The 22787-nt window shown below is 56.7% G+C and carries 24 protein-coding genes; 14 read left to right on the top strand and 10 right to left on the bottom strand.

The window, feature by feature from the left end; translation table 11 throughout:
- Positions 1-31: 31 nt before the first annotated feature.
- Both AC1RBR_RS16020 and AC1RBR_RS16015 read left to right on the top strand, forming a co-directional pair.
- A complete protein-coding gene (locus AC1RBR_RS16020; protein WP_095136510.1) occupies positions 32-631 on the top strand; it encodes a GIY-YIG nuclease family protein in 600 nt (199 codons plus the stop codon).
- Positions 632-682: 51 nt separating this feature from the next.
- Positions 683-1204 carry a GNAT family N-acetyltransferase gene (locus AC1RBR_RS16015; protein WP_253150202.1) on the top strand — a complete coding sequence of 174 codons (522 nt, stop codon included), beginning with the start codon at positions 683-685 and terminating at the stop codon, positions 1202-1204.
- 111 nt (positions 1205-1315) lie between these two features.
- Here the strand turns inward: AC1RBR_RS16015 and AC1RBR_RS16010 are convergent, their stop codons facing one another.
- Positions 1316-1855 (bottom strand): thioesterase family protein, encoded by a 540-nt coding sequence (locus AC1RBR_RS16010; RefSeq protein WP_095136509.1) that lies wholly within the window; start codon positions 1853-1855, stop codon positions 1316-1318.
- A gap of 503 nt (positions 1856-2358) precedes the next feature.
- On the opposite strand from AC1RBR_RS16010, the gene AC1RBR_RS16005 reads away from it, so the two are divergent.
- The 6 genes from AC1RBR_RS16005 (at position 2359) to AC1RBR_RS15980 (ending at position 7082) form a co-directional block, all read left to right on the top strand.
- Positions 2359-2721, top strand: a complete 363-nt coding sequence (locus tag AC1RBR_RS16005) for a DUF6124 family protein (RefSeq protein WP_098964401.1) — start codon at positions 2359-2361, stop codon at positions 2719-2721.
- A gap of 139 nt (positions 2722-2860) precedes the next feature.
- A complete protein-coding gene (locus AC1RBR_RS16000; protein WP_492565473.1) occupies positions 2861-4402 on the top strand; it encodes a T6SS phospholipase effector Tle1-like catalytic domain-containing protein in 1542 nt (513 codons plus the stop codon).
- The gene (locus AC1RBR_RS15995) at positions 4402-5055 is read left to right on the top strand and encodes a DUF2931 family protein (RefSeq protein ID WP_481394705.1); all 654 of its coding nucleotides are present in this window, start codon (positions 4402-4404) and stop codon (positions 5053-5055) included. Before AC1RBR_RS16000 ends, AC1RBR_RS15995 begins: the two co-directional genes overlap by 1 nt.
- An 11-nt stretch (positions 5056-5066) precedes the next feature.
- The gene (locus tag AC1RBR_RS15990; protein ID WP_492565471.1) at positions 5067-5723 is read left to right on the top strand and encodes a DUF2931 family protein; all 657 of its coding nucleotides are present in this window, start codon (positions 5067-5069) and stop codon (positions 5721-5723) included.
- Between the two features lie 11 nt (positions 5724-5734).
- Complete coding sequence (locus tag AC1RBR_RS15985) at positions 5735-6394, top strand: DUF2931 family protein (RefSeq protein ID WP_098964397.1); 660 nt, start codon at positions 5735-5737, stop codon at positions 6392-6394.
- Positions 6395-6425: 31 nt separating this feature from the next.
- Positions 6426-7082 (top strand): DUF2931 family protein, encoded by a 657-nt coding sequence (locus AC1RBR_RS15980; RefSeq protein WP_492565470.1) that lies wholly within the window; start codon positions 6426-6428, stop codon positions 7080-7082.
- Between the two features lie 220 nt (positions 7083-7302).
- On the opposite strand, the gene AC1RBR_RS15975 is transcribed toward AC1RBR_RS15980, so the two are convergent.
- The 6 genes from AC1RBR_RS15975 to AC1RBR_RS15950 form a co-directional block, all read right to left on the bottom strand.
- Positions 7303-7743: a GNAT family N-acetyltransferase gene (locus AC1RBR_RS15975; RefSeq protein ID WP_492565469.1), complete on the bottom strand. Its 441-nt coding sequence runs from the start codon at positions 7741-7743 to the stop codon at positions 7303-7305.
- 154 nt (positions 7744-7897) lie between these two features.
- The gene (locus AC1RBR_RS15970) at positions 7898-8197 is read right to left on the bottom strand and encodes a hypothetical protein (RefSeq protein WP_492565468.1); all 300 of its coding nucleotides are present in this window, start codon (positions 8195-8197) and stop codon (positions 7898-7900) included.
- Between the two features lie 401 nt (positions 8198-8598).
- On the bottom strand, positions 8599-11412 hold the full coding sequence (locus AC1RBR_RS15965; protein WP_492565466.1) for a TrlF family AAA-like ATPase: 2814 nt from the start codon (positions 11410-11412) through the stop codon (positions 8599-8601).
- Positions 11413-11920: 508 nt separating this feature from the next.
- Positions 11921-13027, bottom strand: a complete 1107-nt coding sequence (locus AC1RBR_RS15960) for a DNA alkylation repair protein (RefSeq protein ID WP_492565464.1) — start codon at positions 13025-13027, stop codon at positions 11921-11923.
- Between the two features lie 2 nt (positions 13028-13029).
- Positions 13030-13635: a glutathione S-transferase gene (locus tag AC1RBR_RS15955; RefSeq protein ID WP_492565462.1), complete on the bottom strand. Its 606-nt coding sequence runs from the start codon at positions 13633-13635 to the stop codon at positions 13030-13032.
- A gap of 61 nt (positions 13636-13696) precedes the next feature.
- Positions 13697-14605 carry a MurR/RpiR family transcriptional regulator gene (locus AC1RBR_RS15950; protein ID WP_492565461.1) on the bottom strand — a complete coding sequence of 303 codons (909 nt, stop codon included), beginning with the start codon at positions 14603-14605 and terminating at the stop codon, positions 13697-13699.
- A 506-nt stretch (positions 14606-15111) separates the two neighbouring features.
- Between AC1RBR_RS15950 and AC1RBR_RS15945 the strand changes: the two genes are divergently transcribed.
- The 3 genes from AC1RBR_RS15945 (at position 15112) to AC1RBR_RS15935 (ending at position 17659) form a co-directional block, all read left to right on the top strand.
- Complete coding sequence (locus AC1RBR_RS15945) at positions 15112-15516, top strand: TraR/DksA family transcriptional regulator (RefSeq protein WP_003225981.1); 405 nt, start codon at positions 15112-15114, stop codon at positions 15514-15516.
- Positions 15517-15741: 225 nt separating this feature from the next.
- The gene (locus AC1RBR_RS15940) at positions 15742-17346 is read left to right on the top strand and encodes a methyl-accepting chemotaxis protein (protein WP_492565460.1); all 1605 of its coding nucleotides are present in this window, start codon (positions 15742-15744) and stop codon (positions 17344-17346) included.
- A 112-nt stretch (positions 17347-17458) separates the two neighbouring features.
- Positions 17459-17659, top strand: coding sequence for a hypothetical protein (locus AC1RBR_RS15935; RefSeq protein WP_003225978.1), 201 nt, complete (start codon positions 17459-17461; stop codon positions 17657-17659).
- A 3-nt stretch (positions 17660-17662) separates the two neighbouring features.
- Here AC1RBR_RS15935 and AC1RBR_RS15930 read toward each other — a convergent pair whose 3' ends face one another.
- On the bottom strand, positions 17663-17902 hold the full coding sequence (locus AC1RBR_RS15930; protein ID WP_492565458.1) for a DUF2789 family protein: 240 nt from the start codon (positions 17900-17902) through the stop codon (positions 17663-17665).
- A 46-nt stretch (positions 17903-17948) separates the two neighbouring features.
- A complete protein-coding gene (locus AC1RBR_RS15925; RefSeq protein ID WP_492565456.1) occupies positions 17949-18224 on the bottom strand; it encodes a hypothetical protein in 276 nt (91 codons plus the stop codon).
- A 402-nt stretch (positions 18225-18626) separates the two neighbouring features.
- Here AC1RBR_RS15925 and AC1RBR_RS15920 point away from each other — a divergent pair, with 402 nt between their 5' ends.
- From AC1RBR_RS15920 to AC1RBR_RS15910, 3 genes are all read left to right on the top strand, one after another.
- Positions 18627-19097, top strand: a complete 471-nt coding sequence (locus AC1RBR_RS15920; protein WP_007966910.1) for a hypothetical protein — start codon at positions 18627-18629, stop codon at positions 19095-19097.
- An 8-nt stretch (positions 19098-19105) separates the two neighbouring features.
- Positions 19106-19303: a hypothetical protein gene (locus AC1RBR_RS15915; protein ID WP_492565455.1), complete on the top strand. Its 198-nt coding sequence runs from the start codon at positions 19106-19108 to the stop codon at positions 19301-19303.
- Between the two features lie 127 nt (positions 19304-19430).
- Positions 19431-20447 (top strand): ABC transporter substrate-binding protein, encoded by a 1017-nt coding sequence (locus AC1RBR_RS15910; protein ID WP_253150194.1) that lies wholly within the window; start codon positions 19431-19433, stop codon positions 20445-20447.
- Between the two features lie 179 nt (positions 20448-20626).
- Here the strand turns inward: AC1RBR_RS15910 and AC1RBR_RS15905 are convergent, their stop codons facing one another.
- On the bottom strand, positions 20627-22759 hold the full coding sequence (locus AC1RBR_RS15905; RefSeq protein WP_492565453.1) for a TonB-dependent receptor: 2133 nt from the start codon (positions 22757-22759) through the stop codon (positions 20627-20629).
- Positions 22760-22787: the final 28 nt, after the last annotated feature.

The following is a 22787-nucleotide window of genomic DNA, read 5'->3' as shown; positions in this document are numbered from 1 at the left end:
CGTAAATGAATCAACAACAAAGCGAACAAGAATGGACACACTGAAAGAAGAGCCGCGAGCAGTTAAGGTGGCGGCGGCCTGGCAGTCGCTTACCAACCAGATGCTCAACGCGCAAGCGGTACACCGGATCGAGCATCTGGTTTCCAGAAGTCACCCTGTCAACGTACCGTCGAGTGCAGGAGTGTATGCATTTTGGTGGATGGGGTGCCGAAAGCAGCTCATGAGCGCTAATCGGCATATTATTTTGAAGGGCCCGGGAGGCTCTGATGTCGATGTGCGTTACCACGACTGGTGGCCGGAAGACGCACCGTACCCGTGTTTGTATGTCGGTAAGGCGACTGATTTAAAGCGTCGGCTGAGGGAACACCGTTTACCTGGTACACCTGGCCGCGCGCACCCACCGTTAACCCGAAACAATAAGGCCACGCCTCGAACAACCTCCTGCCAGTTGCGGTTTGGCATCGAACATGTTTTTCCCGAGGAAGCTGATCCCCTGACATTGATAAATGACAACATCGGGTTTTCCTGGTGCGATGACTTTCCGGATAACGCGGTCGCTGAGCGTTTCTTTGCCGAAGACAAACTTGTCGGGCATCTTCGGCCCTGGTTCAACATTGATTCGGAGCGGTAATCTGCGATGAGGGGCTTTTGCCCCTTTTGGGACTTTTCAAAGGGTTTGATGATGTCAGAAGCAACCTCACGCTTGACCTACCGACCCCCACAGCCGGCAGACCTGCCCACCGTATTCGCTATTTTCAGCGACCCACAAACCAACCTGTTCAACCCCGCCGGCCCTATGACCGACATCGCTCAAGCCGAAGCACTGCTCGATCGCTGGCTGCAACACTGGGAAACCCACGGCTACGGATGGTGGGCAATCAGCAGCGCACAAGCCCCTGAGCAAATTCTCGGATTCGCCGGCATCGCCGCTCATGACTACCTGAGGAAAACGGTGACCAATCTCGGCTATCGTTTCGCTGTCGAAGCATGGGGCCACGGCTATGCAACAGAGGCCGCACAAACCGCGCTAACCCACGCCTTCGACCATCTCGGGTTGCCTGAAGTGTTCGGCTTGGTCAGGCCGGATCATGTGGCCTCGATCCGCGTTCTTGAGAAAATCGGCATGCGCCGTATCGATGAGTTAGACGACGTACCGGGCAAAGCACCAAGTCTGATATTCCGCATCCAGCGGGACGACATTTGAACAAGGCACGTCATTCGAAACGCGTCCCCTGTAGGAGTGAGCCTGCTCGCGATGGCGCCCGCACAAGCGACACCGCACTCTATCCATAAAAGCCATCAACCACCCAATCACTCAAACCTCCTCACCTCTAAGTTGACGGCTCATCAGATCACAACTCGCCGACCACGACGTCAACCACTCCGGCATCTCCGGCGACTGTTCAGGCAACCCCAACTCCCTGACGAACTCACCCGGCGCAATCGTGCCTTTCGCCGAACGAAACAGCCCACGCATGACCACCACGCCGATCACCCGGCCCTTGCTCACGAAGCGGTGCTCCATGAAGCTCCATTTGTCGTCCCAGCCAAGCATCCGACTGTGAATTTCAAACGCTTCAAACAGCTTCAGCTCACGCCGAAATTTACCCCAGGTATCGCCAACGATCGGCAACGCTTTAGCGCGCAGCGCCACCCGAAACGCGCCACTGCGCAGCACAAAATCCATGCGCCCGACGTCAGCCATGGTGAAGTAGCGACCATTGGTGACGTGCCGATTCAAATCGAGATCCAGCGGCCACACGCGCATGCGGATAACGGTGGATTCCAGCGCATTGACCGGCTTGCGCCACGGTCGGCGGAAAAGCATGCAGAGCAATCGAAACCACAGATTCATCAGTACGTCAGCCAGTTGAAAAGAGCGCTGCACTCTAGCGACCCGAGCGACGGCGAGGTAGGTGCGTAAATGACTTTTTTGAAAGGAACAGTGCATTCCGATCATTGCCGGGTGGGTGCTGGATCGGTAGCCCGTTCAACCGGTGGATAAACAGGAAATATTCGGGATGTTTATATGAAGCCTGCGGTTACCACCGAAGCCCTACAACGCCTTGCGCCATCACCTACGAGTACGCCAGAATCCGCCGGCTTGTGCGTCTAGGGCGCGGGTTCTATCGTCTGTCGGTCACTGAAAAACAGTGATCGGGTTTGGTAGCCCGCCATAACTAGTCGCATCGCGCACCGTTCGCAGACCTCATCAGGTCGCTGCTCAATGGTGGCCATGCGCAGGACACCTTCGGGTGTGCCGGGTCCTAGTTACCGGTCTACCAACCCGCGTGTGGCCGCCACCCTTCGTTTGGTAGCGAAGGTGAAGGCTCCTCTTCAATAACTAGGAGTTTCACCATGATCAAACCAACACCCAACCCGCCAGAAACCGACCTCGCATCGCCCTACGAATCCCTCGATTCGAAAAAACTCCACGAAGCCGCCGAACGCGCCCTCGACCATTACCTGTCCCCGGCCAGCCAAATCATGGCCAGCCCGCACAAACCCGAACCCATGTACCTCGCCAACCCGAAGTGCGACACCGAATCCCTGCTCGCCAACGCCAGCGAAACCCTCGGCTCCGCCAGCGAAATGCTCAACAACTTCGCCGCCATGCTCGACACCTCCCACCGTAAAACCGCACTGGGCATCGCCCAGGTCGTCATGCTCGGCGAACTCGCCGTAAACCAGGCCCTCGACAACGTCGAAATCGCCCACTGACCACCCGGTGCGACGAGCCCGAACCCTCGTCGCACCACACGGTCTCAACCGCGCTGGCACAGGGCCACGCCTTGCGCACCCAAGCCTCGGCTGGCACCCTTCGGCCCGTTCTTCAAGGATCAGAACAAGGAATCAAGGATTGAGTGGCTACGTTCCCAACCCCCCGAAAAACTACCGCTACGAAGAAGCCAAACCCGTCGACATTCATGCCCAGCGTTGGGCTGAGTACGAGAAACACGGGAAAGAGCCTGCGCGCGAGCCTGAGAAAATCGGCATTGCGTTGAGGATTGGGGTTTTCTTTGATGGTACTGGCAACAATGCGAATAACACGGCAGCAGGGTTGCTGTGTGGTGCGCAGCATCCGATTGCGCCGCAGGATATTCCTGCGAGTTGCATGCCTTATATGAGTGATCCGGATAGCAGTTACGGCAACGATGTAAGCAACGTGAAAAAGCTGAGCGAACTGTATGAGGCGCCGCGACGCGCTGAAGGGGAGGGGCCACGAAAGAAAGCTTCCGGTATGGTCTACGTCGAAGGCATAGGCACCCTTTCAGGTGAAGAGGACAGTAAATTCGGCGCCGGTACAGGACGTGGCGAAACCGGTGTTGCCGGGCGCGTCCAATCTTCTTTCGCGTTGATCGAGCAGCGTATCACTGAGGTATTGGATAAAAATCCCGATAGTGAAATTACTTCGTTGACCTTCGACACTTTTGGCTTCAGTCGCGGTGCGGCAGCCGCCAGACATTTCGCCAATGAAATCGTGCGTGGTAAACAAGGCCCTTTGGGCGAGATTCTCCGCAGTAAGTCCGATGCCTTCAGTTCGACCTTTGTCGATCAATACAACAGCGACATCAACATGGGCTTCATCGGGTTGTTCGACACTGTACCGTCGATTGCTGGATGGTCCAATTTAGGCAACATCAAAAGTGCAGTCGCAACGGGGATCAAACTCTACCTCGACCGACGTTATTTCACCGACGTTGTGCAGTTGGCTGCGCGGGACGAATGCAGGGCTAACTTTGCTCTCAATCGAGTAGCGATGGATCATCCGGAAATTGTCTTGCCAGGAGTGCATTCTGATGTGGGCGGGGGTTACCTCGAGGAGGCTGAAGAATGCGTGCTCGTTAGCCCAATGCAAACGCTAGAAGTCGGCAATTACGCGGATGTCACCACCACATCGATCTATCAGGATGCGGTCAATGTGAGAAATCAGTGGTTAGCCAACGGCTGGCCTTCCGAAATGCTGGAAATAGTTACTCCAGCTCCATTGCTGATGCCGATCAGTCCTCAGGATCGACTGAGTCCTCGAGTCAAACGAGTCTATGCCGCCGTTCAACTCAAACGTCCGGTGAGTGGATTGCTGTCGAGAGTGAGCCTGCGCGTGATGCATCAACTCGCCAAAGCTAAAGGCGTTCGCTTCGAAGATATTCCCGAGACGCCTGGCTTCTTCGTTCCTGAAGAACTCCAGCCTATGTGCGATCGTTTCGTCTCCGGCGACTACCGCACCACCCCCGAGGAGGAGCAAATGCTCAAGCTCAAGTACATTCACACATCTGCCAACTGGAATCATCCGCTTGGCAGGAGAGATGGAAGTGGTCTCAGAGCTGTTTACATTAATGCCCCCACGGAAGATGCAATCCGGGTAAAACACCCTCACGTACCTGACTGGACGCTTTGGTAATGAAGTTATTTGCAGCCCTGCTGTGCACGCTTTTTGTGGCCGGTTGTAATGCCGATCCGCTTTCAGCAAAGAACGACCCTAAATCTCCATGGTGGGAACTCGGTTTTACCGAACCTAACTACATGAAGGTCTGGGTTGAAGACAGCGCCGTGGAAGACATAAAGGGCAAGACGTTTCTACGCACTGGCGGTGGAATCGCATCGGGCGGGCAGCCTGAAGACGGTACAGAATCGGCCCGAGGTTGGGACGGAGTGGGTGCATCTGCCAAAGCAGTAGTAGGCGCTGATCTCCCAAAACGAATTTTTGTTCGCTGGCAGTCCATCGTGGAGCCTCAGACCTATCGCGCATGGGTGGACATACCCGAAGAAGCCAGACAATTGATGCTGACCTCGGTCAACCAGCGCTGTGCGAAAACCCCGGACCAGAAATCTACCTATATATCTTCGGTCTACCTGGGATTGGCTCCCGGAGGTGTCGTACAAGTGTGGGTTAGAGACTCCTGCCACCATCCAATCAAAGTGGCTAAAGCCCAAGCTGAAATCGAACCGCTAGGACCAAGCCAAGGTAAAACCCAAGGGCGTTACGCTTATCCTGTCAGTGAAAAGTCCAAGCGATATATCGAGAAATTCGGCATCCCTTACGGGAGTTGGTAAGCGGTAAACCCATGAAGCAATGCATTGTGGCGGTATGCGTGTTGTTACTGAGCGGCTGCCAGTCTGCCTCTCCGCTTTCCGTAAAAAACGACCCGAAAGCCGATTCATGGGAGCTTGCGTTCACCGAACCCTATTACATGAAGGTTTGGGTTGAGGACAGTGCCGTCGAAGACATAAACGGCAAGCTATTCACGCGGACGGGAGGAGGCACAGCCGCTGGTGGCGAACCAGAGAATGGCAAAGAGTCCGCGCGCGGTTGGCATGCGGTAGGCGCAGCTGCGAAACCAGTGATTAGCGCAGGCTTGCCCAAACGCATTTACGTGCGCTGGCAATCCATTGTCGAGCCACAGACCTATAAGGGATGGGTGGATGTGCCTGAAGAGGCGAGGCAACTGATGGTGCAATCGGTCAGTCAGCGGTGCCCGGAAACACCCGAGGAACAGGCCAGCTACAGCGCCTCTATTTATCTGGGATTGGCCCCAGGGGGCGTTGTACAAGTTTTCGTTCGAGACGAGTGCCACCGTCCTGTCAAAGTCGCCAGAGCGCAGGCAGAGGTTGAGCCGCTGGGGCCTAGCCAAGGAAAGAACCAAGGGCGCTATGCGTATCCCGTCAGCGAAAAGTCCAGGCGGTATATCGATAAATTCGGCATCCCGTACGGGAGTTGGTAATCCTTAAGCCAATGAAACAACTCATAACGATACTTTGCGTTTTGCTGATCTCAGGGTGCCAAGAAACTGATCCTCTCTCAGCCAAAAATGACCCGAAGTCCGAATGGTGGGAGCTAGCGTTTATTGAGCCGGACTACATGAAGGTCTGGGTTGAAAACAGTTCTGTTCAAGACGTTAACAACCGGATTTTCTACAAAACCGGCGGCGGCACCGCTGCCGGGGGAGAGCCTGAAGATGGAACAGAGTCAGCCCGGGGGTGGGCTGGTGGAGTTGGCGGCAGCGGGAGGAGGGTGATAGGAGCAGACCTGCCCGTTCGAATCTGGGTCCGTTGGCAATCAATCGTCGAACAGAAAACCTGGCAAGCATGGGTAGATATTCCGGAAGAGGCCAGGCAGTTGATGGTGACGTCCGTCAATCAGCGCTGCCCGCGAACTCCCGATCGGCAAGCAAGATTCATGGCATCGGTTTATCTCGGCCTGGCTCCCGGCGGTGTCGTGCAGGTTTGGGTAAGAGACTCATGTCATCACCCAGTCAAGGTCGCGCGAGCACAGGCGGAAATTGAACCACTGGGGCCGAGCCAAGGTAAGAACGAAGGACGGTACGCCTATCCTGTGAGTGAAAAGGCTAAGCGGTATATCGACAAGTACGGCATTCCATATGGAAGTTGGTAGTCGTGACAAATACTTGAATGGATCATTTGTAATGAAAGCAACGATTGCACTGCTGGGCGCATTGTTGTTGTCCGGCTGCCAAAGCAGTGGCTCAGAGACCGGCGAAAATGACCCCAAATATCCATGGTGGGAATTAGTGTTCGTTCAGCCGAACTACATGAAGGTCTGGGTAGAGGACAGCTCCGTCCAAGACATCAATAACAGAGTCTTCTTTAGAGCTGGCAAGAGCACTGCAGCCAGCGGAGAACCCGATATCAGCACAGAGTCTGCCCGTGGCTGGGGGACGGTGTCGGGGAGCGGGATGCCTGTGACAGGCGCCGATCTTCCAAAACTGATCTTTGTCCGCTGGCAATCCATAACAGAGCAAAAAACCTACAAAGGTTTCATCGAGATTCCGGAAGAGGGCAGGCAATTGATGGTGAAGTCAACACACCAGCGTTGCCCGGAAACACCGGAGAAAACTGCTCGCTTTATGGCGTCACTTTACGTGGGGGTGGCTCCGGGCGGCGTGCTCAAAACATGGGTTAGAGATTCATGTCGAAAACCGGTTGAGATTTCTCGCGGTCAAGGAGAGATAGAGCCTCTGGGGCCGGAACAGGGGAAGCATGGTGGTCGTTACGCCTATCCGGTAAGTGAGAAGGCTAAACGATACGTCGAAAAGTACGGCATTCCGTATGGAAGTTGGTAGGGAGAGGTAATAGTCACTTCTCTTGCCTGCTTCCAGTGGCGTTGTCTGGAGTGAATCACATTTGACAGCCACAGAGTCAATGCTGAGCTCAACGAAGGGGCGCTTTCGGGTGTGGATTCAACCGGGAACGACTGCTTCCGGCCATTAGCGGACGCTCACAAACGACCGCTACCGGCCAAAAGCAGGATTGAGACGGCTCATACATCTTGAAAGCCCTTAGTCAGTAATCGCGATCCGGTTTCAAGTCTTTCAAAAGCGTGTGGCGATTCCAAGGTCCGCAGTACTGAGGAAGATGTGCGACAAGTCGGTAGCCGCACCGCTTGTACCAGTGCGCCACGCTGTCATCGAGGGTCTCAATGAGCGCTTCATGGCATCCATGCTCCAGAGCAAGTGCCTCAAGCCTGTGCAATAGCTCGGTTCCGATGCCTTTCCCACGCCATGGAGCATCTACCCATAGGTAATTGATAAAAAGACGGCCAAACTCAGTTCGGCCTGTGACACCGCCAACTAAGGTCTCATCATCCATCAGCGTGCAGGCTATGGGATCGGCATTTCCGCCATGTCCGCGCGACAAGTTCTGCCCGTGTTGTATGACGCCATCAGATACAGCACGCAGATCCTTCTCTTGAATGCTGCCGGTTGTACGCCACTCCTTCCTCATTTCATTCCCTTATGTCGCGTTGAAACAGAGTGACATGCAAGTCGAGTGCCGTTTCTAGCGCCATGGGCTGTCTGGTATAACCACTTGCGGAAGGTCACAAACGGCAAGTGGTTATAGCAGTACGTCATGAGTGGCTGCTTCCGGCCAGAAGCGGTCATCCAGGTTGAGCGCTATCCAGAATGACTTTGGCCTCGATTTCAAATCTGCGTAACAGGGCGGCACCATCCGTTACACCAAGAATCTGATCGATCGCGGCGATTTTCCGGGTTGCTTGGTCGAGCTGAAAGTCAGCGTTGCTGTATGCAGTCTCCGCTTCATTGTGGAGTGCGTAGGCCATATGCGCCGCGACACGGACGCTCATTGGAGCATCGACATCGCTGCCCAGATAATCAGCAAGTAATGCCCTGATCTCAAGGAAGGCGAGGGCGAGTAGCCTAGTCTGGTCAGTATGCATATAAGGATCCTGGATATTGCAATGAGTGTGCGAAACGAATATCGCGAGGCTATATAAACTCATAGACAGGCAAAAGCAAAAGACTGCTTCGTGTCGACTTCAGCCAGTCGCGACAGGCAGAAAACGGCCAAAAGCAGCCACTCACAAAAAGCTGCTTTTGACGCACTGAAGTTGCTAGCCGTTAGCATTCACGTGCCGATAGCTAACAGTCAACCGCAGAGAGCACGCAGACACAGCATCTGGATTGTTTTTTTTACACTTGCTTCTCACAACTAAACCGCGTCCTGAATTGGTCTGAAGAGACCTAATGGGCGATCTCAATCATTGTTGCTAGTCTAGGCGACACGCGTCTCGCTCCTATATAGATTTATATTCCACGTGCATGTGTAATAGATTTCAATCTAAAAATGGTATTTGTCGAACCGCCGTTTGAATGCCTCCGCTGAGCCTTCCATGATATTCAGTACCGCATTTGCTGTATCTGATTGGTCAAGCCCACCTACGGCTAGTCGCTCTCCGCGGCCCTTTTTAACATCCAATGCAAACACCAAGTCGGTGTCGGCGTTGACAGGAAGGTTGGCGTTATGAGTAGCCAAAATCAGTTGCCGACGATTCTTGATCTTACGTAGCAAAGGCACTAGTTCATGGTAGATAAAATTGGAGTCAAGCTCGTCTTCTGGTTGGTCGATGACGATAGGGCCATCACCTTGCGCCAGTAGCAGCTTCAGTACCGCGGTATTTCGTTGCCCCTCTGACAGCGCCTGGCTTTGAATGCTTCCGACAAGACTGCCATCGGCGCGGTACAGCTCAAGATCAATTTGATCTTCAATGCGAACTAACCGTGCAGCGCGCCATTTATCCTTATGGTCGACTAGATGCTTACGAACATCGCCGGTGAGGCCCTCCAACTGCTGTGGCACAGGAATTTGTTCCATCAAGACAGTTTTGATATGCAGCCAAGGCGAGTAAGCGGGCGGCCGATTAGCGGCCATGTAGCTATGAAAATCTTCAAACAGCACCTCGCCAATCTGTGTCCATGCCCTACCGATGCGGGCGCGTCCGTCCGGAGCGAGTCCTTCCCAAACACGGTGAAAGTGAGCTTTATCACCCATGGCCTGCACGAGGATGTTGATCGAATGGTTGGCTTTCTCGGAGATCTCCAAAGCGGTTTGACTGCGAACTGACAATTGCGTTGCCCACAATACGTGCAGCTCATCTACTAGAGCGGAGAGCTTTTCCACAACAGGCTCTAGGGCTTGGATCTGTATGCGCAACTGCTCCAAATTCCCCTGCTTGATCTGCCGCGTCTTGTCAATTTCCTGAAGCCGCGCGACATCCTGAGGCTGCAATCCCCTATCTTGGCAGGCCCGCATGAAGCCGTCTTTAATAGCCGTCAGCTCAGCGGATACCGCCTCCCAGCCCTGCATTTGCGGTTCTAGTTCAGAGGCTTCCCGTCGCATGGAATCCGCAAGCGCGGCCAGTTTTTCTGAGTATCTCAGACGTAACGATGATGCACCCTCGGTATAGGCATTGAACCAAACCGCCTTCGGCCAAATTTCGATCTTGCCATCGTTTAATACCCCGGGCTGTGCAAGCGTTTCGGCAAGCGCACTAATTGCTTCAGCATCGTTTACAGATTGAGCCTTCGCCTTTTCAAAGTACTGACGCCCGGCCTCGGCCCGCTGGAACTGCAGCGCTTCTGCCTGGATCTCTTTACGCGCTTGCCACTGACGATTGAGCTCGCTCAGCTGTTGCGCTACGTCTTTCTCAGCATTTTGCAACTCGGCTAATTGGTCGGAAGCGGCAAAGACCTGCACGATTTCAGCTCGTAGAGTATTTTCGCGGGCTTTGAGTGCTTGCAGCTCCGCACTACAGGCTTCATCGAGCATACTCAGTAAGCTGTTTTCTCCACCAACACTGGTGAGATCGCTCAGTTGTTGTTGGCTATAGAACTGGATGGGTATCTGCTTGAGATACGCTGCGACGTCCAGAACTTCGCCTTGCAAGACTTGATGAGGGCCATCAGGACGTAACGAAATGACATCCACTTGACCTGGGACCGCTTCCCAACCGATCTGAATTTCGGCATCACCGGTAAAGGTCTGACGGAGGCGATCAAACTTCGCCTTAATAGACGCAGAGAAATGGTCGCCGCTATCCCTTGCAAACGCGAAGCGAAGTAACTCCATCAACGTCGATTTTCCTGTACCGCGGCCACCAATGATCGTATTGAGATTGGGCGAGAAATACACGTCTTGGTCAGCGAGGAACGTTAGTCCGTAGCACTTCAAAAAAACGATGCGTGGATGCGTCTGTTCATCCGAAGGACGGGTGTCCTGAATTCGGAGCCGAGAGGCGCCATCTAGAAAGGCTTGACGAAGCGCCGCGATAGAGGGTTTTGAGGCTTTCACCCAGGTCGATCGGTAACCCAGTGAATTAGGCAGTGGTAGTCCGTCTTCGCCCAACTTCAACGATTTGGCGTCCGAGGATTGGACGTAGGCCGGCTGGCGTCCGCGCCTGGACCATTCCCGATTACTTCCATCCAAAATCGACCGAATCTTTGGCGGCATTGGGTAGGTGGTGACCTCAACCGCAAGCAGTTGGGGTATCTGGTAGTCCGCGATATTGTTAGGGGAGGACAAAATGCCATCGGCCTGATCTGCATGGGCGGCAATCACAATTCCATCATGATGTTGAACAACGTCAATCAGTTCTTTCAGGCTGAGAGTCCGCCCATCACGGCGCAGCTGCATAGGAGCCCCAGCCCGGAAGCGCTCATGCTCTGCCAGCCCCAGCTTGCTGAGGATCATGTTGAGACGTTGAATATCCCGCTGTTTTTTTGCCGGCTGGAACAGGCAAAGAACGTGATAGCCGATGTCGACTTCAAAACCTGGGAAAATTGCGAGAGGTTCGCGTTCCAGGTCCTTAGCCACCGATCTGTTTTGTTCCACGAGGTGGGTGAGAAACCAGTCCCGCGGCTCTGATCGCTCTGAAAAATTATGGTCAGTGATGCCGACCATCTGAAGTTCAAGCTCATGGCAGCGTTGCAGAAAGCGCTTGGCTTTTTCCTGGATGCCTAGTTCACAGGCCTTTCCTTCAACTAATGGGCGTCGATCATGCAGACGCATATCGTCGTCAACCCAATGGCGATTATCTTCCGGGGTTTGAACCTGAAAGTCCGTTTTGAACCAACGCATGCCCTTATAGTCGCCCATCGTCGCCCCAAGACCATTACCTTGTTGTTGGACAACTCAGTATGGCAGCCTATTGGCATCATTCAATTTCTGCGAGTGCGACTGAAACGAGAGGCGAGGATGGAATAGACAGGTTGCTTAAGACAAACCTTCGTTTCTTACAGCACCGATCAGATTAATAGCTACAGTCATGGCGATGATTGCGCCATTCGAGAGAGTTGCGATGTGATTATCGATTTAAGGCCTGTTTCCATATCGAAGCCTCATCCACAAAGGATATTGAATTGCAGATGATGCATAGGCACGCAGCATGCAAGCGATGTGTACTCACCGTGAAAAATCGCCTATTCATGACTCTCGTGCATCCTCTGTTGGAGCTTGCCCTTGGGAAACGCTGCTCTGGTGAGTAACTTTACCAAGCCCCCCTTTTTAGAGGTAACTGACAGTCTGCTTCTGGCCGAAAGCAGCCCCCATCCGTAATTCTCTATCAGCCCTAGTCCCGCCAGATCAACGGAATCTGTTGGTGGTATCAATCAGCAACAATCTCAAACGCAGCACTCCCCAAAACCTCCCCATTCACCAAAACCCTCACCCCATGCCGCCCCAAAAAATGCTTCCGCGTCGTAAAATCCCGAATCACCTGCCGCCTCCCCACAACCACTTCCCCAAACCCCGCCAACACCACTGTCTTCAACTTGAAAACCTTCCCCGAAACCCCGCCATTCGCCTTCACATAGTCAATTGCATAATCAATCACCAACCGCTGTTCATGCGTCACCGTCGACTTCACCGTAAACGACAACGTAATCGCCTCACCCAACCTCACCACCGCCGGCTCAACCCGCACATCCAGCAACTCAACCTCAGCCTTGGCCCCCGCACCAATCACCGTCAGCGCACGCAGATCGGCCTGTTTGATCAAGCTGCGCAGCGCATGCTTGGCAATCCACGCCGTGTGTTTGTTCTCCAGTGGCCAGCCTTCAATCGTGTCCAGCACCCATTCCGGATGCTCTTTGGTCACGTCGTTCAGATGGTTCGCCACGGACTTGCGCACGTACAGAATCTCGTCGGCTTTCAACCGATCGAGGATTCCGGCAGCCAGTTGCGGGTTGGCTTGCACGGCTTCCAGGCGAAATGACCAGGGCAGGCGAGGGCGGGTGCCTTCGCTGGCGAGGCGGCGGACGTGGTGGTTTTGGTCTTGGGTCCAGTCGTGCATGAGTTCCAGCGCGCGTTCGAGGTCGCTGCGCAGGAAGTGGCGGATGGCGAATTCGGAGGAGCCGAAGGTGGTGAAGTATTTCAGTGCTTGCATCGAGGTATCGAAGGCGTGGCTGCCGTAGCTGGCGACGTAGTGCGGCAGGCACATGCTGACGAATCCGCTGTTGAGGCGGGGGGCGAGTTCGCGCAGGACTTCGAGGGAATCTTCGTAGTCCAGTGGCAGCACGGCGTGCAGGCTTTCGCTGACGCGGGCCATGCGTTGCATCACAGAGAGTTCGGCCAGCCCTTGGTTGGCGTGCTTGAGAAACGCCTTGGCCTTGAACGCCGGGTACACGGCGCTCATCTCGCTGGCGATATGTTGCAGGCGTTCGGCGTTGAAGATTTCCTTTAACGCCGGGGCGGCAGTGTCGGTGCTGCTCATGGTCAGGTCATCGGGGTGCTGACGAACGCTTCGAGGGTTTCGGCGTACGCGGTGTATTGGGCGATGTGCGGGTAGCGGCGGGTGTCGATCTGGTCGGGGACGACGAGGCCGGTGAAGCTCCACGCCACGGCGAGGCTGATGCCGGCCTGGGTGAGGGTGCCGTCGGTGGGCACGCCGGTTTTTTCCAGTTCCTGTTCGAGGGCGGTGAACGCGGCGGCGAGTTGGCCTTCGACGCGTTCGACCCACGGCTGGTATTGAATGTCGGCCGGGCGCAGGTTGCGTTCGTAGTAGAGCTGCACGGCTTTTTCGCAGGCGGCGAGGCTGAGGCCGATCAGGCGCAGGGCGTGGGCGCGTTGTTGGAGGTCGCTCGGCAGCAGGCTTTTGCCGCTGGCGGCTTCGAGGTAGTCGAGGATGAGGGTGGAGTCCATCAGGACCACGCCGTCATCGAGGATCAGCGTGGGCGCCTTGACCACCGGGTTGATCTGCTGGAATTGCTCGAAGTGGCGGAACACCGAGACCGATTCATGTTCGAGGTCGATGCCGAGGCGTTTGGCGGAGATCGCCACGCGGCGCACGTAAGGGGAGTCCAGCATGCCGATCAGTTTCATGACGCGTTCCTTCAAGTCGAACCGGTGGGAAGGCATAACCTAGCCGAGCCTGAGGCAAATGTCAGTCGTCAAACTCGGCTTGTTCGTGAATCTCGTCCACATTCAATTCCAGCCGATACGCCACCGCCACGAACAACGCCTGACACAAACACAAGGTCGCACTCAGCGAACGAAACGCCAGTGCGCTGCCCTCATTCACCAGCAGCAGGCTGTTGGCGTTTTTGGCCAAGGGCGAGAGGTGGCTGTCGGTGAGGATCAGGGTGTTGGCCTGTTGCTGGCGGGCGTAGCGCAGGCAGTGTTGGGTTTCCTTGGCGTAGGGGGTGAAGCTGATGGCGATCACCAAATCACCGCTACGCACGCTGCGCATCTGCTCGCGATAACTGCCGCCCAGCCCGGAAACCAGGTGAATGCGCTTGTGAGTGTGTTGCAAGTTGTAAACAAGGTAGTCGGCGACGGCAAAGGAGCGACGTACGCCGACCACATAGATGTTGTCGGCGTTGACGATCAGGTCGACGGCTTTTTCGAACGCGACGTCGTCGAGTTCGCGGCCCAGACGTTCGATGCCGGAGCGGGTGGCGTCGATGCATTCGCGGGCGAGGTCGCCGTCGCTGGCTTGCTGCGACTGGTTGGCGATCATGCTGCGGATGCGTTGCTGGTAGTTGTGCACCGGCGAGGCTTTGTGGGTGTAGGCGGCGCGGAACAGCGCCTGCATTTCGCTGAAGCCGCTGAAACCGAAACGCTGCGAGAAACGCACGATGGCGGACGGATGCACCTCGCATTCCCGGGCGATGTCGCTGATGCGGTCGACCATGATCCGGTCGCTTTGCTGGCTCATGTAGCTGGCGATGCGTTTGAGTTGGCGCGGCAGGGTGTCGTATTCGTCGGTGATCAGTTGCAGCAGACGCTCGGCATTGATCGGGGGGCTGGCGAGGGGGCGCTCGTCGTTGGCCGGCAGATCGGGGCGGGGCATAAGTTATCCTTCGGGCTGATCGTTCAACCTGTGGCGAGGGAGCTTGCTCCCGCTGGGTCGCGAAGCGGCCCCCTATTATTGGGCCTGCTGCGCAGTCCAGCGGGAGCAAGCTCCCTCGCCACAAAGTGCTGGGTAGTGGCTGATGTTAGGAGGGCTTTTGGGGTTCTGCTTGGCTGAAACGATGCACCGGGCGAAGAAAAATTCGCGATGAGGCACCAGCGGTTAGCCGTTTGTCTTCTATATCCAGCCGCTCGACTGAATTTCTTGCTATAAACGCACTCCGATGACCGCCATGAAGCCTGTGTCAGAGCTGTTTACGGCTGTTGTCGGACAAATTCCCGGTATTTACAGTTGCTGAGGCCTCAAACCGGCCTTAGACTGCCGCCCCTTCGTAAATTGAGTGCCGGGTGGCGTTTGCAATAAACGATGCCTTTTCGTCGACCGGACACGGTTCGCCGGAACGCTCCCTATTTCGCCTTAATGCACGTTTTTTTATAGAGATATCAATGACAAAGGACAAGTTGCTGGCCATGCCGGCAGATGACTACATGAATGCCGAGCAACACGCTTTCTTCACTGAGCTGTTGCAGAACATGAAAGTCGAAACCCACGAGCGCATTGAGCAAAACCGTATCGCCATCGAAAGCCTGGACACTCCGGCCGACCCGGCGGACGCGGCTTCGGTTGAAGAAGAGCGCACTTGGCTGGTGAACGCGATCGATCGCGACCAGCGCATGCTGCCGCAACTGGAACAAGCCCTTGAGCGCATCAAGGAAGACAGTTTTGGCTGGTGCGACGACAGCGGCGAGGCCATCGGCCTGAAACGCCTGCTGATCAGCCCGACCACCAAGTACTGCATCGAAGCTCAAGAGCGTCACGAGCAGATCGACAAGCACCAGCGTCAGGCCTGATTCCATGGCTGCCCCCTGAATGGGGGGCGCCTGCAAAAGATCGCAGCCTTCGGCAGCTCCTACACGAGCTGACGGGGCTGCGATCTTTGCTTTTGCTCGTCTGCGATATTTTGCGCGTCGTTCCATTGACCTGCTGCAGACTCCACGACTAACGGACCATGGATAATGGCGTTCTAGTGGCGTTTAATGCAGTCACAACAATGAGAACAAGCGTGGGGTGTTGATATGACGAGAGATGGATCTCTGGTTGGGGCTTTGCCCGCACCAGTGCTGTTGCCGAAAAACCGCTGGATCGCTCCGACCCTGCAAAGCATCGCCCTGATGCTGTTGCTCGCCGGCATGACCCTGGGTGGATGGTCGCTGTACATCGGCCTGCCGCTGGTGGTGCTGATTGTCTGGCTGCCGCGCCTGCGCTCGCGTGCCATCCCCGATGCTGCGCCTGTCGATGCCGGCAGCGCGATTTCCGAACTCACCCGCGATCTTTCCTACACCACCAGTCATAACGCGCTGTCAGCCGCCGGTGTGGCGTTTTCCGTCAAGCAACTGGCGAGCAAACTTGAATCGCAACTCGACGCGGCGGCGCAGATTGTCAGTAACGCCGAAGTGATGATCGCCACCGAACACGCCACTTCGCAGCTCAGCCGTGAAGCGCTGGACGCCGCCAGCGAGGCGCATCACAGCAGCGCGGCGGGGCGCACCGAGCTGGTGGATTCGATTGCACGCATGCATCAACTCAGTCAACGCGCCAACGCCAGTCGTGAGCTGATCGAAGCCCTGAGCCTGCGCAGCGATGACATTCAACGGGTGACGCTGGTGATTCAGTCCATCGCTAGCCAGACCAATCTGCTGGCCCTCAACGCCGCGATTGAGGCGGCGCGGGCTGGCGAGCATGGCCGTGGTTTTGCGGTGGTGGCGGATGAGGTGCGGGGTCTGGCAGCCCGCACGGCCTCCGCGACCGGCGAGGTCGGAGAAATGGTCGCCGATATTCAGCAGCGCACGGCGCAAGTGGTGGAGCAGATCCGCGAGCTGTCCAGCGATCTGCAGATCGGTGTCGAACAAGTTGAAAACACCGGCCAGCATCTGGAAAACATCGCGCGGCTGGCAGCGGGGGTGGAAAGTCAGGTCGGCGAAATCGCCCGTGGCGCGGAAACCAATCGCGAGCAGCTCGACAGTCTGTTCAAGGCCATCGAGCAGATGCGCAGCGATCTGGCGATCAGCGATCAACAAACCCGGCGTCTGGCCGAGGCCGCTGTGCAGATGGAGGGGCAGGCGGAAACCATCAGCGAGCGTCTGGCCGAAGTCGGTCTGGATGACTATCACCAGCGCGTCTATGACCTGGCGCGTGAGGGCGCGAGTCAGATTGCGGCGCGGTTCGAGGCGGATGTCGAGCAGGGGCGGATCAGCCTTGAGGATTTGTTCGACCGTCAATATCAACCGATTCCCGGCACCCAACCGGCGAAGTTTCAGACCCGTTTCGATCGCTACACCGATCAGGTATTGCCGGCGATTCAGGAGCCCCTGCTGCCGCGTCATGAAGGGTTGGTGTTCGCCATCGCCTGCACGCAGCAGGGTTATGTGCCGACGCACAACCTGGCGTTCAGTCAGCCATTGACCGGTGACCAGCAGGTGGACGCGGTGGGCAACCGCACCAAACGCAAATTCGCCGACCGCACCGGGATCCGCTGCGGCAGCCATCAACAGGCGGTGTTGTTGCAGACTTACACCCGCGATACCGGGGAGCTGATGCACGACTTGTCGGTGCCGATCATGGTCAAGGGCCGGCATTGGGGCGGTTTGCGCCTGGGTTATAAACCAGAGAATCCGCGCTGATCGATTGTTACCGCTCGCGCAATGAATCTGTGCACGGGCGTTGCTGTTTCCTCTGCGACGAAGTCATTAACATGGCCGTTAGTTAGGTAGCTAATGAAATCGAGAGGTCAGTATGTGCAGAGTCGATGTCGCGGTGATGATTGGCAGTGGCGTGCCCGCCGGATTGCGCGCAATGGGCCGGAGCGTGTGCTGGGTGGTATTGCTCAACGGTGAGCGGCGTGGCACCGCGTTCGCCAGTCGCGACGAGGCGGAGGAGTGCAAGGCTGCCTGGCTCGCGCAATTGATGGCCGAGCCGGGCGACAGCCTGCACTGACATTTATTGATCTTTTTTGTGCAGGCGCAGGTTCAATTCATCAACCATCACCGCTTCTTCGCCGTCGGCGCGCAGCCACTCCTTCAGCAGTTGCGCCTGTTGCGGTGTCCAGAACTCGGCATCGATCAACTTGGTGTTGGCATCCAGCGGATGCGCTTCGATGAAATCGTCGATTGCCCCGTTTTCCGACGGCAGGCCCAGTTGGTCGAACAGGGTTTTCAGATCATATGCAGGCAGTTCCATCGTGTACTCCTTTTGCGTGTGCCGGAATGGCGCTGTCGCTCGCTCTTTATCTGAGGCAGCCGTTGGACAAGAGTTCGATCCGTGATTCAAGCAAACGGGCGAGGGCGCACGCTTCGTTGTGGTCTTCGCGGAAACCTCTTACACGACCGGTGGAAGATTCCTTGATATGAAAGAACGCGGTACCCGCCGGAACGACCTGAAATCGCGGTCTGTGATTGCCTGCTCCGTGCTCCGCAAGTTCTGCCAGATGGGTGCCTTGCAATACGAACGGCTTGTCGAGACCTGGGTTGGAAGGCTGGGCAAAGTGGGTCAGAGTGCACATATGAAGTCCTTTTCATGAGTTGACCGACGTTTAAGGGCCGGTTCGGGTAGTCGGAAGGAGCATCGCTGCTCTAGAATCGCCAGTGTCTGCTGGCGACAGGTGCCTATCTAAAGCAATTTTTTACCGGCGATATGTCGGAAAAGGGCTTTTTTTCGTCAGTTTTTTCCCTAAAGTTTGTAGTCCGTCTTCGTTGCGCTTCAATGAAGATTTTTCCTTCAAGGCCTGGCGAACGTCGAGGCAAGTTTCTCGCCTGACTTTCCAGTAGTCTTGCGAACTTGTGATGTATGGGCGCTCCGCTTGTTTCAGGTGTACTGAAGTCATTCGGTAACAGCATCGGCCTGGCCGTTTTTTTGCCGTGCGCGTTTTGGCGCCGGGTACTTTTTCAGATGTGGGGATGTTTCTTTGGCAGTCAGTAACCTCGATATGCATGCTTTGTTCGTGTTGGGTGATTTGCGTGCAAAGCTGGTCAAGCTGTTCCAGTCGCGTTTTGTTTACATCACCGAACAGAACGCCGAAGGCATTTACGTGGCCGAGATCGACACCGAAAGTGCGTTGGTGGTCGATGACAAACCGGGGCTCAAGCTCAAGGTCGGCGATCATTTCAGCGCGGCCGTTCTGCCCAGCCGTGAAGGCGGCAAGATGGACATCCGCTTTCGCGAAATCAAACTGACGGTGTACGGCCTCGGCGACTATGCCTTTGTCGATACAGCGGATGGTCACGCGATCCTGTTCAAGGAAGGCCACAGCGTGGTGACGGTGTTTGCCGCGCACCAGCAACTGCAGGAAGGCCTGACCAAGACCCTGAAAGCCGTTACCGGTAAAGCGGCGAAGTGGCGCAAGGGCGAACTGATCACGTTCAAGGCCAGCGAGTGATCGGTGGTGTGAGTCGCGCCGACTTCCATTCGCAGAACCTCGACCGTGCGCGTGAGGAGGCATTGCGCCTGTTCAACGCCAAAGCCGAATTGCAGGGCGCGTGGCTGAACTGGGTGGCAGCGCAGCTCTACACCTTGCGGCCTGCGGAATACGCCAGCATGGTCAGACGCGAGCTGCAAAGCTTGCAGGAAAAGTCTGAAACGTAACCTCGCCGGGACTGCTGCCCGGAAAAAGCAGGAACCTCGGCTACAGTCAGTTGACTGAGTATTCAGAGGCTTGCGGTCTTCTGCCAGGCCATCCTGTTATTGCTGTGAACAGCACGAGGTGCAAAGCATGAAAGGAATTCGACGGCTATTGGCCGCCAGCGTGGTTTCGTTCGGTGTGCTGACGGCCGCGCAGCCGGCAGCGGCGGCACAGGCACCGATTCATTTTGCCGACCTGAACTGGGAAAGCGGCAGCCTGATCACCGATGTTCTGCGGATCATCGTCGAGAAGGGCTATGGCCTGCCGACCGATACGCTGCCGGGCACCACCATCACGCTTGAGACCGCGCTGGCCAACAATGACATTCAGGTCATTGGCGAAGAGTGGGCCGGGCGCAGTCCGGTGTGGGTCAAGGCTGAAGCGGAGGGCAAGGTCGTCAGTCTCGGCGATACGGTCAAGGGTGCCACTGAAGGCTGGTGGGTGCCGGAGTACGTGATCAAGGGTGACCCGGCCAAGGGTATCAAGCCACTGGCGCCGGACTTGCGCAGTGTCAGCGACCTGAAGAAATACAAGGACGTGTTCAAGGACCCGGAAAACCCGAGCAAGGGTCGGTTCCTCAACAGCCCGATCGGCTGGACCTCGGAAGTGGTGAACAAGCAGAAACTGACCGCTTACGGCCTGCAGGACGATTACACCAATTTCCGCAGTGGCTCGGGCGCGGCGCTGGATGCCGAGATCAGCTCTTCGATCCGTCGGGGCAAACCGGTGCTGTTCTATTACTGGTCGCCGACGCCATTGCTGGGCAAATTCAAACTGGTGCAGCTGGAAGAGCCACCGTTCGATGCCGAGGCGTGGAAGACCCTGACCGATGCCGATAACCCCAATCCGAAACCGACCCGTTCGCTGGCATCGAAGCTGTCGATCGGGGTGTCTACGCCGTTCCAGAAGCAATATCCGCAGATCGCGGATTTCTTCAGCAAGGTGGATTTCCCGATCGAGCCGCTGAACAAGGCGTTGGCCGAGATGAGCGAGAAACACACCGCACCACGGCAGGCGGCTGAGGCCTTCATGAAGGCGCATCCGCAGGTGTGGCAGGCGTGGGTGCCGAAGGATGTGGCGGAGAAGGTGGCGGCTGATCTGAAATAAACGTTGAGACTGCTGGCCCCTTCGCGAGCAAGCCCGCTCCCACAATTGGAACGCGCTCTCCTGTGGGAGCAGGCTCACTCCCACAATTGGAACGCGCGCTCCTGTGGGAGCAGGCTCACTCCCACAATTGGAACGCGTTCTCCTGTGGGAGCGGGCTTGCTCGCGAAGCTTTCAGGCTTTTAGAACTTGGTCTGTACCGCCAATTCAAAGGTACGCGGCGTACCCAGATAGTAAGCCGGCGAAACATGCGCAAACTCGGCATATACCTCGTTGGTCAGGTTGCGCACCCGGCCGGTGACGGTGGTGTGCGAGTCGACCTTGTAGCTGAGGAAGCTGCCGAACAGCGTGTACGACGGCACGGTCATGGTGTTCGCTGTGTCTGCATACACCGACGCCACATACCGCGCATCGACCCCACCTTGCCATTGCGGCGAAAAATCATACGTCAGCCATAGATTGCCCACCCGGTCCGGAACGTTGGTTGGCGTGTTGCCCTTGCGCGAAACCACCACGCCGGCGGCGTTCTTTTCGGTGAAGTCATCGTATTGCGCATCGACCCAGGCGAAGTTGCCTTCGGCCAACAGCTTGTCGGTGATCCGCAGGGAGCTGGCGATCTCGATGCCTTTCGAGGTTTGCTGACCTACCGGAATGCTGCTGGTAGGGTCCAGCGGGTCAGTCACGGCGAAGTCCTTGCGCTCGATGGTGTACGCGGCAACTGTCGCCGAGCCACGGCCATTCAGGTAGTCGAACTTGCTGCCGATTTCCCATTGCTTGCCGGTCGAAACATCGAAGTCCTGCGTGCCGTTCGGTTGTTCAGCGGCGGTGCTGTACTGCACGTAGACGTTGGCGGATGGAATGAACTGGTAAGTCAGACCGACGCGCCCGGTGACCGGCTCCCAGCTGCGCTTGAGGTGCTTGGGATTGGCGGCCGTCACGGTGCGATGGTTGGTCACGTCGAGGTCGATGTCGTCGTAACGCAGGCCAGTGAGCAACGCCAGTTTGTCGGTCAGTGCCAGGCGGTTTTCCACGAACAGCGCCTTGGTGGTGACCTCGTTGGTCTTGTCGCTGATCAGCGCCGGGTTGGTGCCGGGAATGTCGTAGAAGTGCCCTGGCCGGTAGTGGTTCGGATCGACCGTGCTCGCGCCTTTGATATTCAGCGGCGAGTTGGTGGTCTGGTTGACCTTGTACTCGAAACCGCCGGACCACGTGGTGTCGAGGCCGAACAAGGTGTTGTCGTGACGCAGTTCGAACTGGTCGCCGTTCTGCTCGCCCTGATGCCGCACTTGATAGGCGGTGGAGCGGTTCACCGCCGTGTTGTCGGCGTTGTACTGATAGGTTTCGAGGTTGCGGTAATCGCGTTGGCTGTCGAGGTGATACAGCGTGTTGCGCAGGGTGGTGCTGTCGTTGATCCGGTAGTCGATGATCGAGCGCACCCAGATCGTGCGCTGTTCGTAGCGCCCGTCCTCGACGTTGTAGTTGTTGAAGCGGTTGTGTTTGTCGATTTTCAACTCGCCAGCCTTGGGGTTGAGTACCGGCGTGCCCCAGTACGGGCTGTCTTCGTGTTCGTCCTGATATTCCAGGGCAAGGGTGTGCGACAGATCCGGCGTGAGGTCGCTGAGCAACGAGAACGCCACGCTCCAGGCATCGCGCTCCTGACGGTCGATGTAACCGTTGCTGGTGTTGTGGCTGACATCGAGCCGCGCGTAGTGCTGCACGTCGGCGCTCGGGTCGGTCAGCGCGTGGTTGAGGTCGAACGCGGTTTCGGTGGTGTCGTAGCTGCCGTAGCTGACCCGACCTTCGACGGCTTGTTCTTCGCGGGTCGCCAGTTTGGTCACGTAGTTCAACGAGCCGCCGACAGAGCCGGCGCCGTTGATCAGCGACGACGGGCCGCCCACCAGTTCGACTCGATCATAGATCCATGAATCCACTGGCCGGGCGAGGCCGCCGGAGACGGTGACGCCGTTGAACATCTGGGTAATCTGGCTACTGGTGAAACCGCGATAGGAGACGAATCCGCCAAAGCCCGGCGGCGCGCTGGCATTGACCCCGGGCAGGGTGTTGGCGGCATCCTGGAAGTTCTGTGCGCCGTGGCGTTCGATGTCGTTGCGGTTGGCGACGGCCACCGAGGCCGGCGTGTCGCGCACGCTCAAGCCGAGGCGCGAAGCCATACCGCTGGATTGGTCGAGGCTCAGGCCCGGTTCGCTGGTGGATTCGCCGTCGATGGTGATCGGCGCCAGATCCACGGTGGATTGCGCCCAGGCGTTAAGGGACAGGCAGCCGCACAGGCTCGCCAGCAAAGGAATATGTTTCATCGTTGAATCCTGAATGCTTGTCTAGGAA

Source organism: Pseudomonas sp. GW823-FHT01D03 (genome assembly GCF_058798255.1).
The sequence above is the reverse complement of the archived record's forward strand: the minus strand, read 5'-3'. Positions and strand labels throughout refer to the sequence as shown.

Bases quoted from the DNA above. Each gene is read 5' to 3' on its own strand.
- AC1RBR_RS15965 (WP_492565466.1), bottom strand. From the start codon at position 11,412: ATGGGCGACTATAAGGGCATGCGTTGGTTCAAAACGGACTTTCAGGTT.
- AC1RBR_RS15945 (WP_003225981.1), top strand. From the start codon at position 15,112: ATGACAAAGGACAAGTTGCTGGCCATGCCGGCAGATGACTACATGAAT.
- AC1RBR_RS15970 (WP_492565468.1), bottom strand. From the start codon at position 8,197: ATGCATACTGACCAGACTAGGCTACTCGCCCTCGCCTTCCTTGAGATC.
- AC1RBR_RS15955 (WP_492565462.1), bottom strand. From the start codon at position 13,635: ATGAAACTGATCGGCATGCTGGACTCCCCTTACGTGCGCCGCGTGGCG.
- AC1RBR_RS15980 (WP_492565470.1), top strand. From the start codon at position 6,426: ATGAAAGCAACGATTGCACTGCTGGGCGCATTGTTGTTGTCCGGCTGC.
- AC1RBR_RS15995 (WP_481394705.1), top strand. From the start codon at position 4,402: ATGAAGTTATTTGCAGCCCTGCTGTGCACGCTTTTTGTGGCCGGTTGT.
- AC1RBR_RS16020 (WP_095136510.1), top strand. From the start codon at position 32: ATGGACACACTGAAAGAAGAGCCGCGAGCAGTTAAGGTGGCGGCGGCC.
- AC1RBR_RS15910 (WP_253150194.1), top strand. From the start codon at position 19,431: ATGAAAGGAATTCGACGGCTATTGGCCGCCAGCGTGGTTTCGTTCGGT.
- AC1RBR_RS15975 (WP_492565469.1), bottom strand. From the start codon at position 7,743: ATGAGGAAGGAGTGGCGTACAACCGGCAGCATTCAAGAGAAGGATCTG.
- AC1RBR_RS15935 (WP_003225978.1), top strand. From the start codon at position 17,459: ATGTGCAGAGTCGATGTCGCGGTGATGATTGGCAGTGGCGTGCCCGCC.
- AC1RBR_RS15905 (WP_492565453.1), bottom strand. From the start codon at position 22,759: ATGAAACATATTCCTTTGCTGGCGAGCCTGTGCGGCTGCCTGTCCCTT.
- AC1RBR_RS16005 (WP_098964401.1), top strand. From the start codon at position 2,359: ATGATCAAACCAACACCCAACCCGCCAGAAACCGACCTCGCATCGCCC.
- AC1RBR_RS15990 (WP_492565471.1), top strand. From the start codon at position 5,067: ATGAAGCAATGCATTGTGGCGGTATGCGTGTTGTTACTGAGCGGCTGC.
- AC1RBR_RS15925 (WP_492565456.1), bottom strand. From the start codon at position 18,224: ATGTGCACTCTGACCCACTTTGCCCAGCCTTCCAACCCAGGTCTCGAC.
- AC1RBR_RS15940 (WP_492565460.1), top strand. From the start codon at position 15,742: ATGACGAGAGATGGATCTCTGGTTGGGGCTTTGCCCGCACCAGTGCTG.
- AC1RBR_RS15985 (WP_098964397.1), top strand. From the start codon at position 5,735: ATGAAACAACTCATAACGATACTTTGCGTTTTGCTGATCTCAGGGTGC.
- AC1RBR_RS15960 (WP_492565464.1), bottom strand. From the start codon at position 13,027: ATGAGCAGCACCGACACTGCCGCCCCGGCGTTAAAGGAAATCTTCAAC.
- AC1RBR_RS16015 (WP_253150202.1), top strand. From the start codon at position 683: ATGTCAGAAGCAACCTCACGCTTGACCTACCGACCCCCACAGCCGGCA.
- AC1RBR_RS16010 (WP_095136509.1), bottom strand. From the start codon at position 1,855: ATGAATCTGTGGTTTCGATTGCTCTGCATGCTTTTCCGCCGACCGTGG.
- AC1RBR_RS15950 (WP_492565461.1), bottom strand. From the start codon at position 14,605: ATGCCCCGCCCCGATCTGCCGGCCAACGACGAGCGCCCCCTCGCCAGC.
- AC1RBR_RS15930 (WP_492565458.1), bottom strand. From the start codon at position 17,902: ATGGAACTGCCTGCATATGATCTGAAAACCCTGTTCGACCAACTGGGC.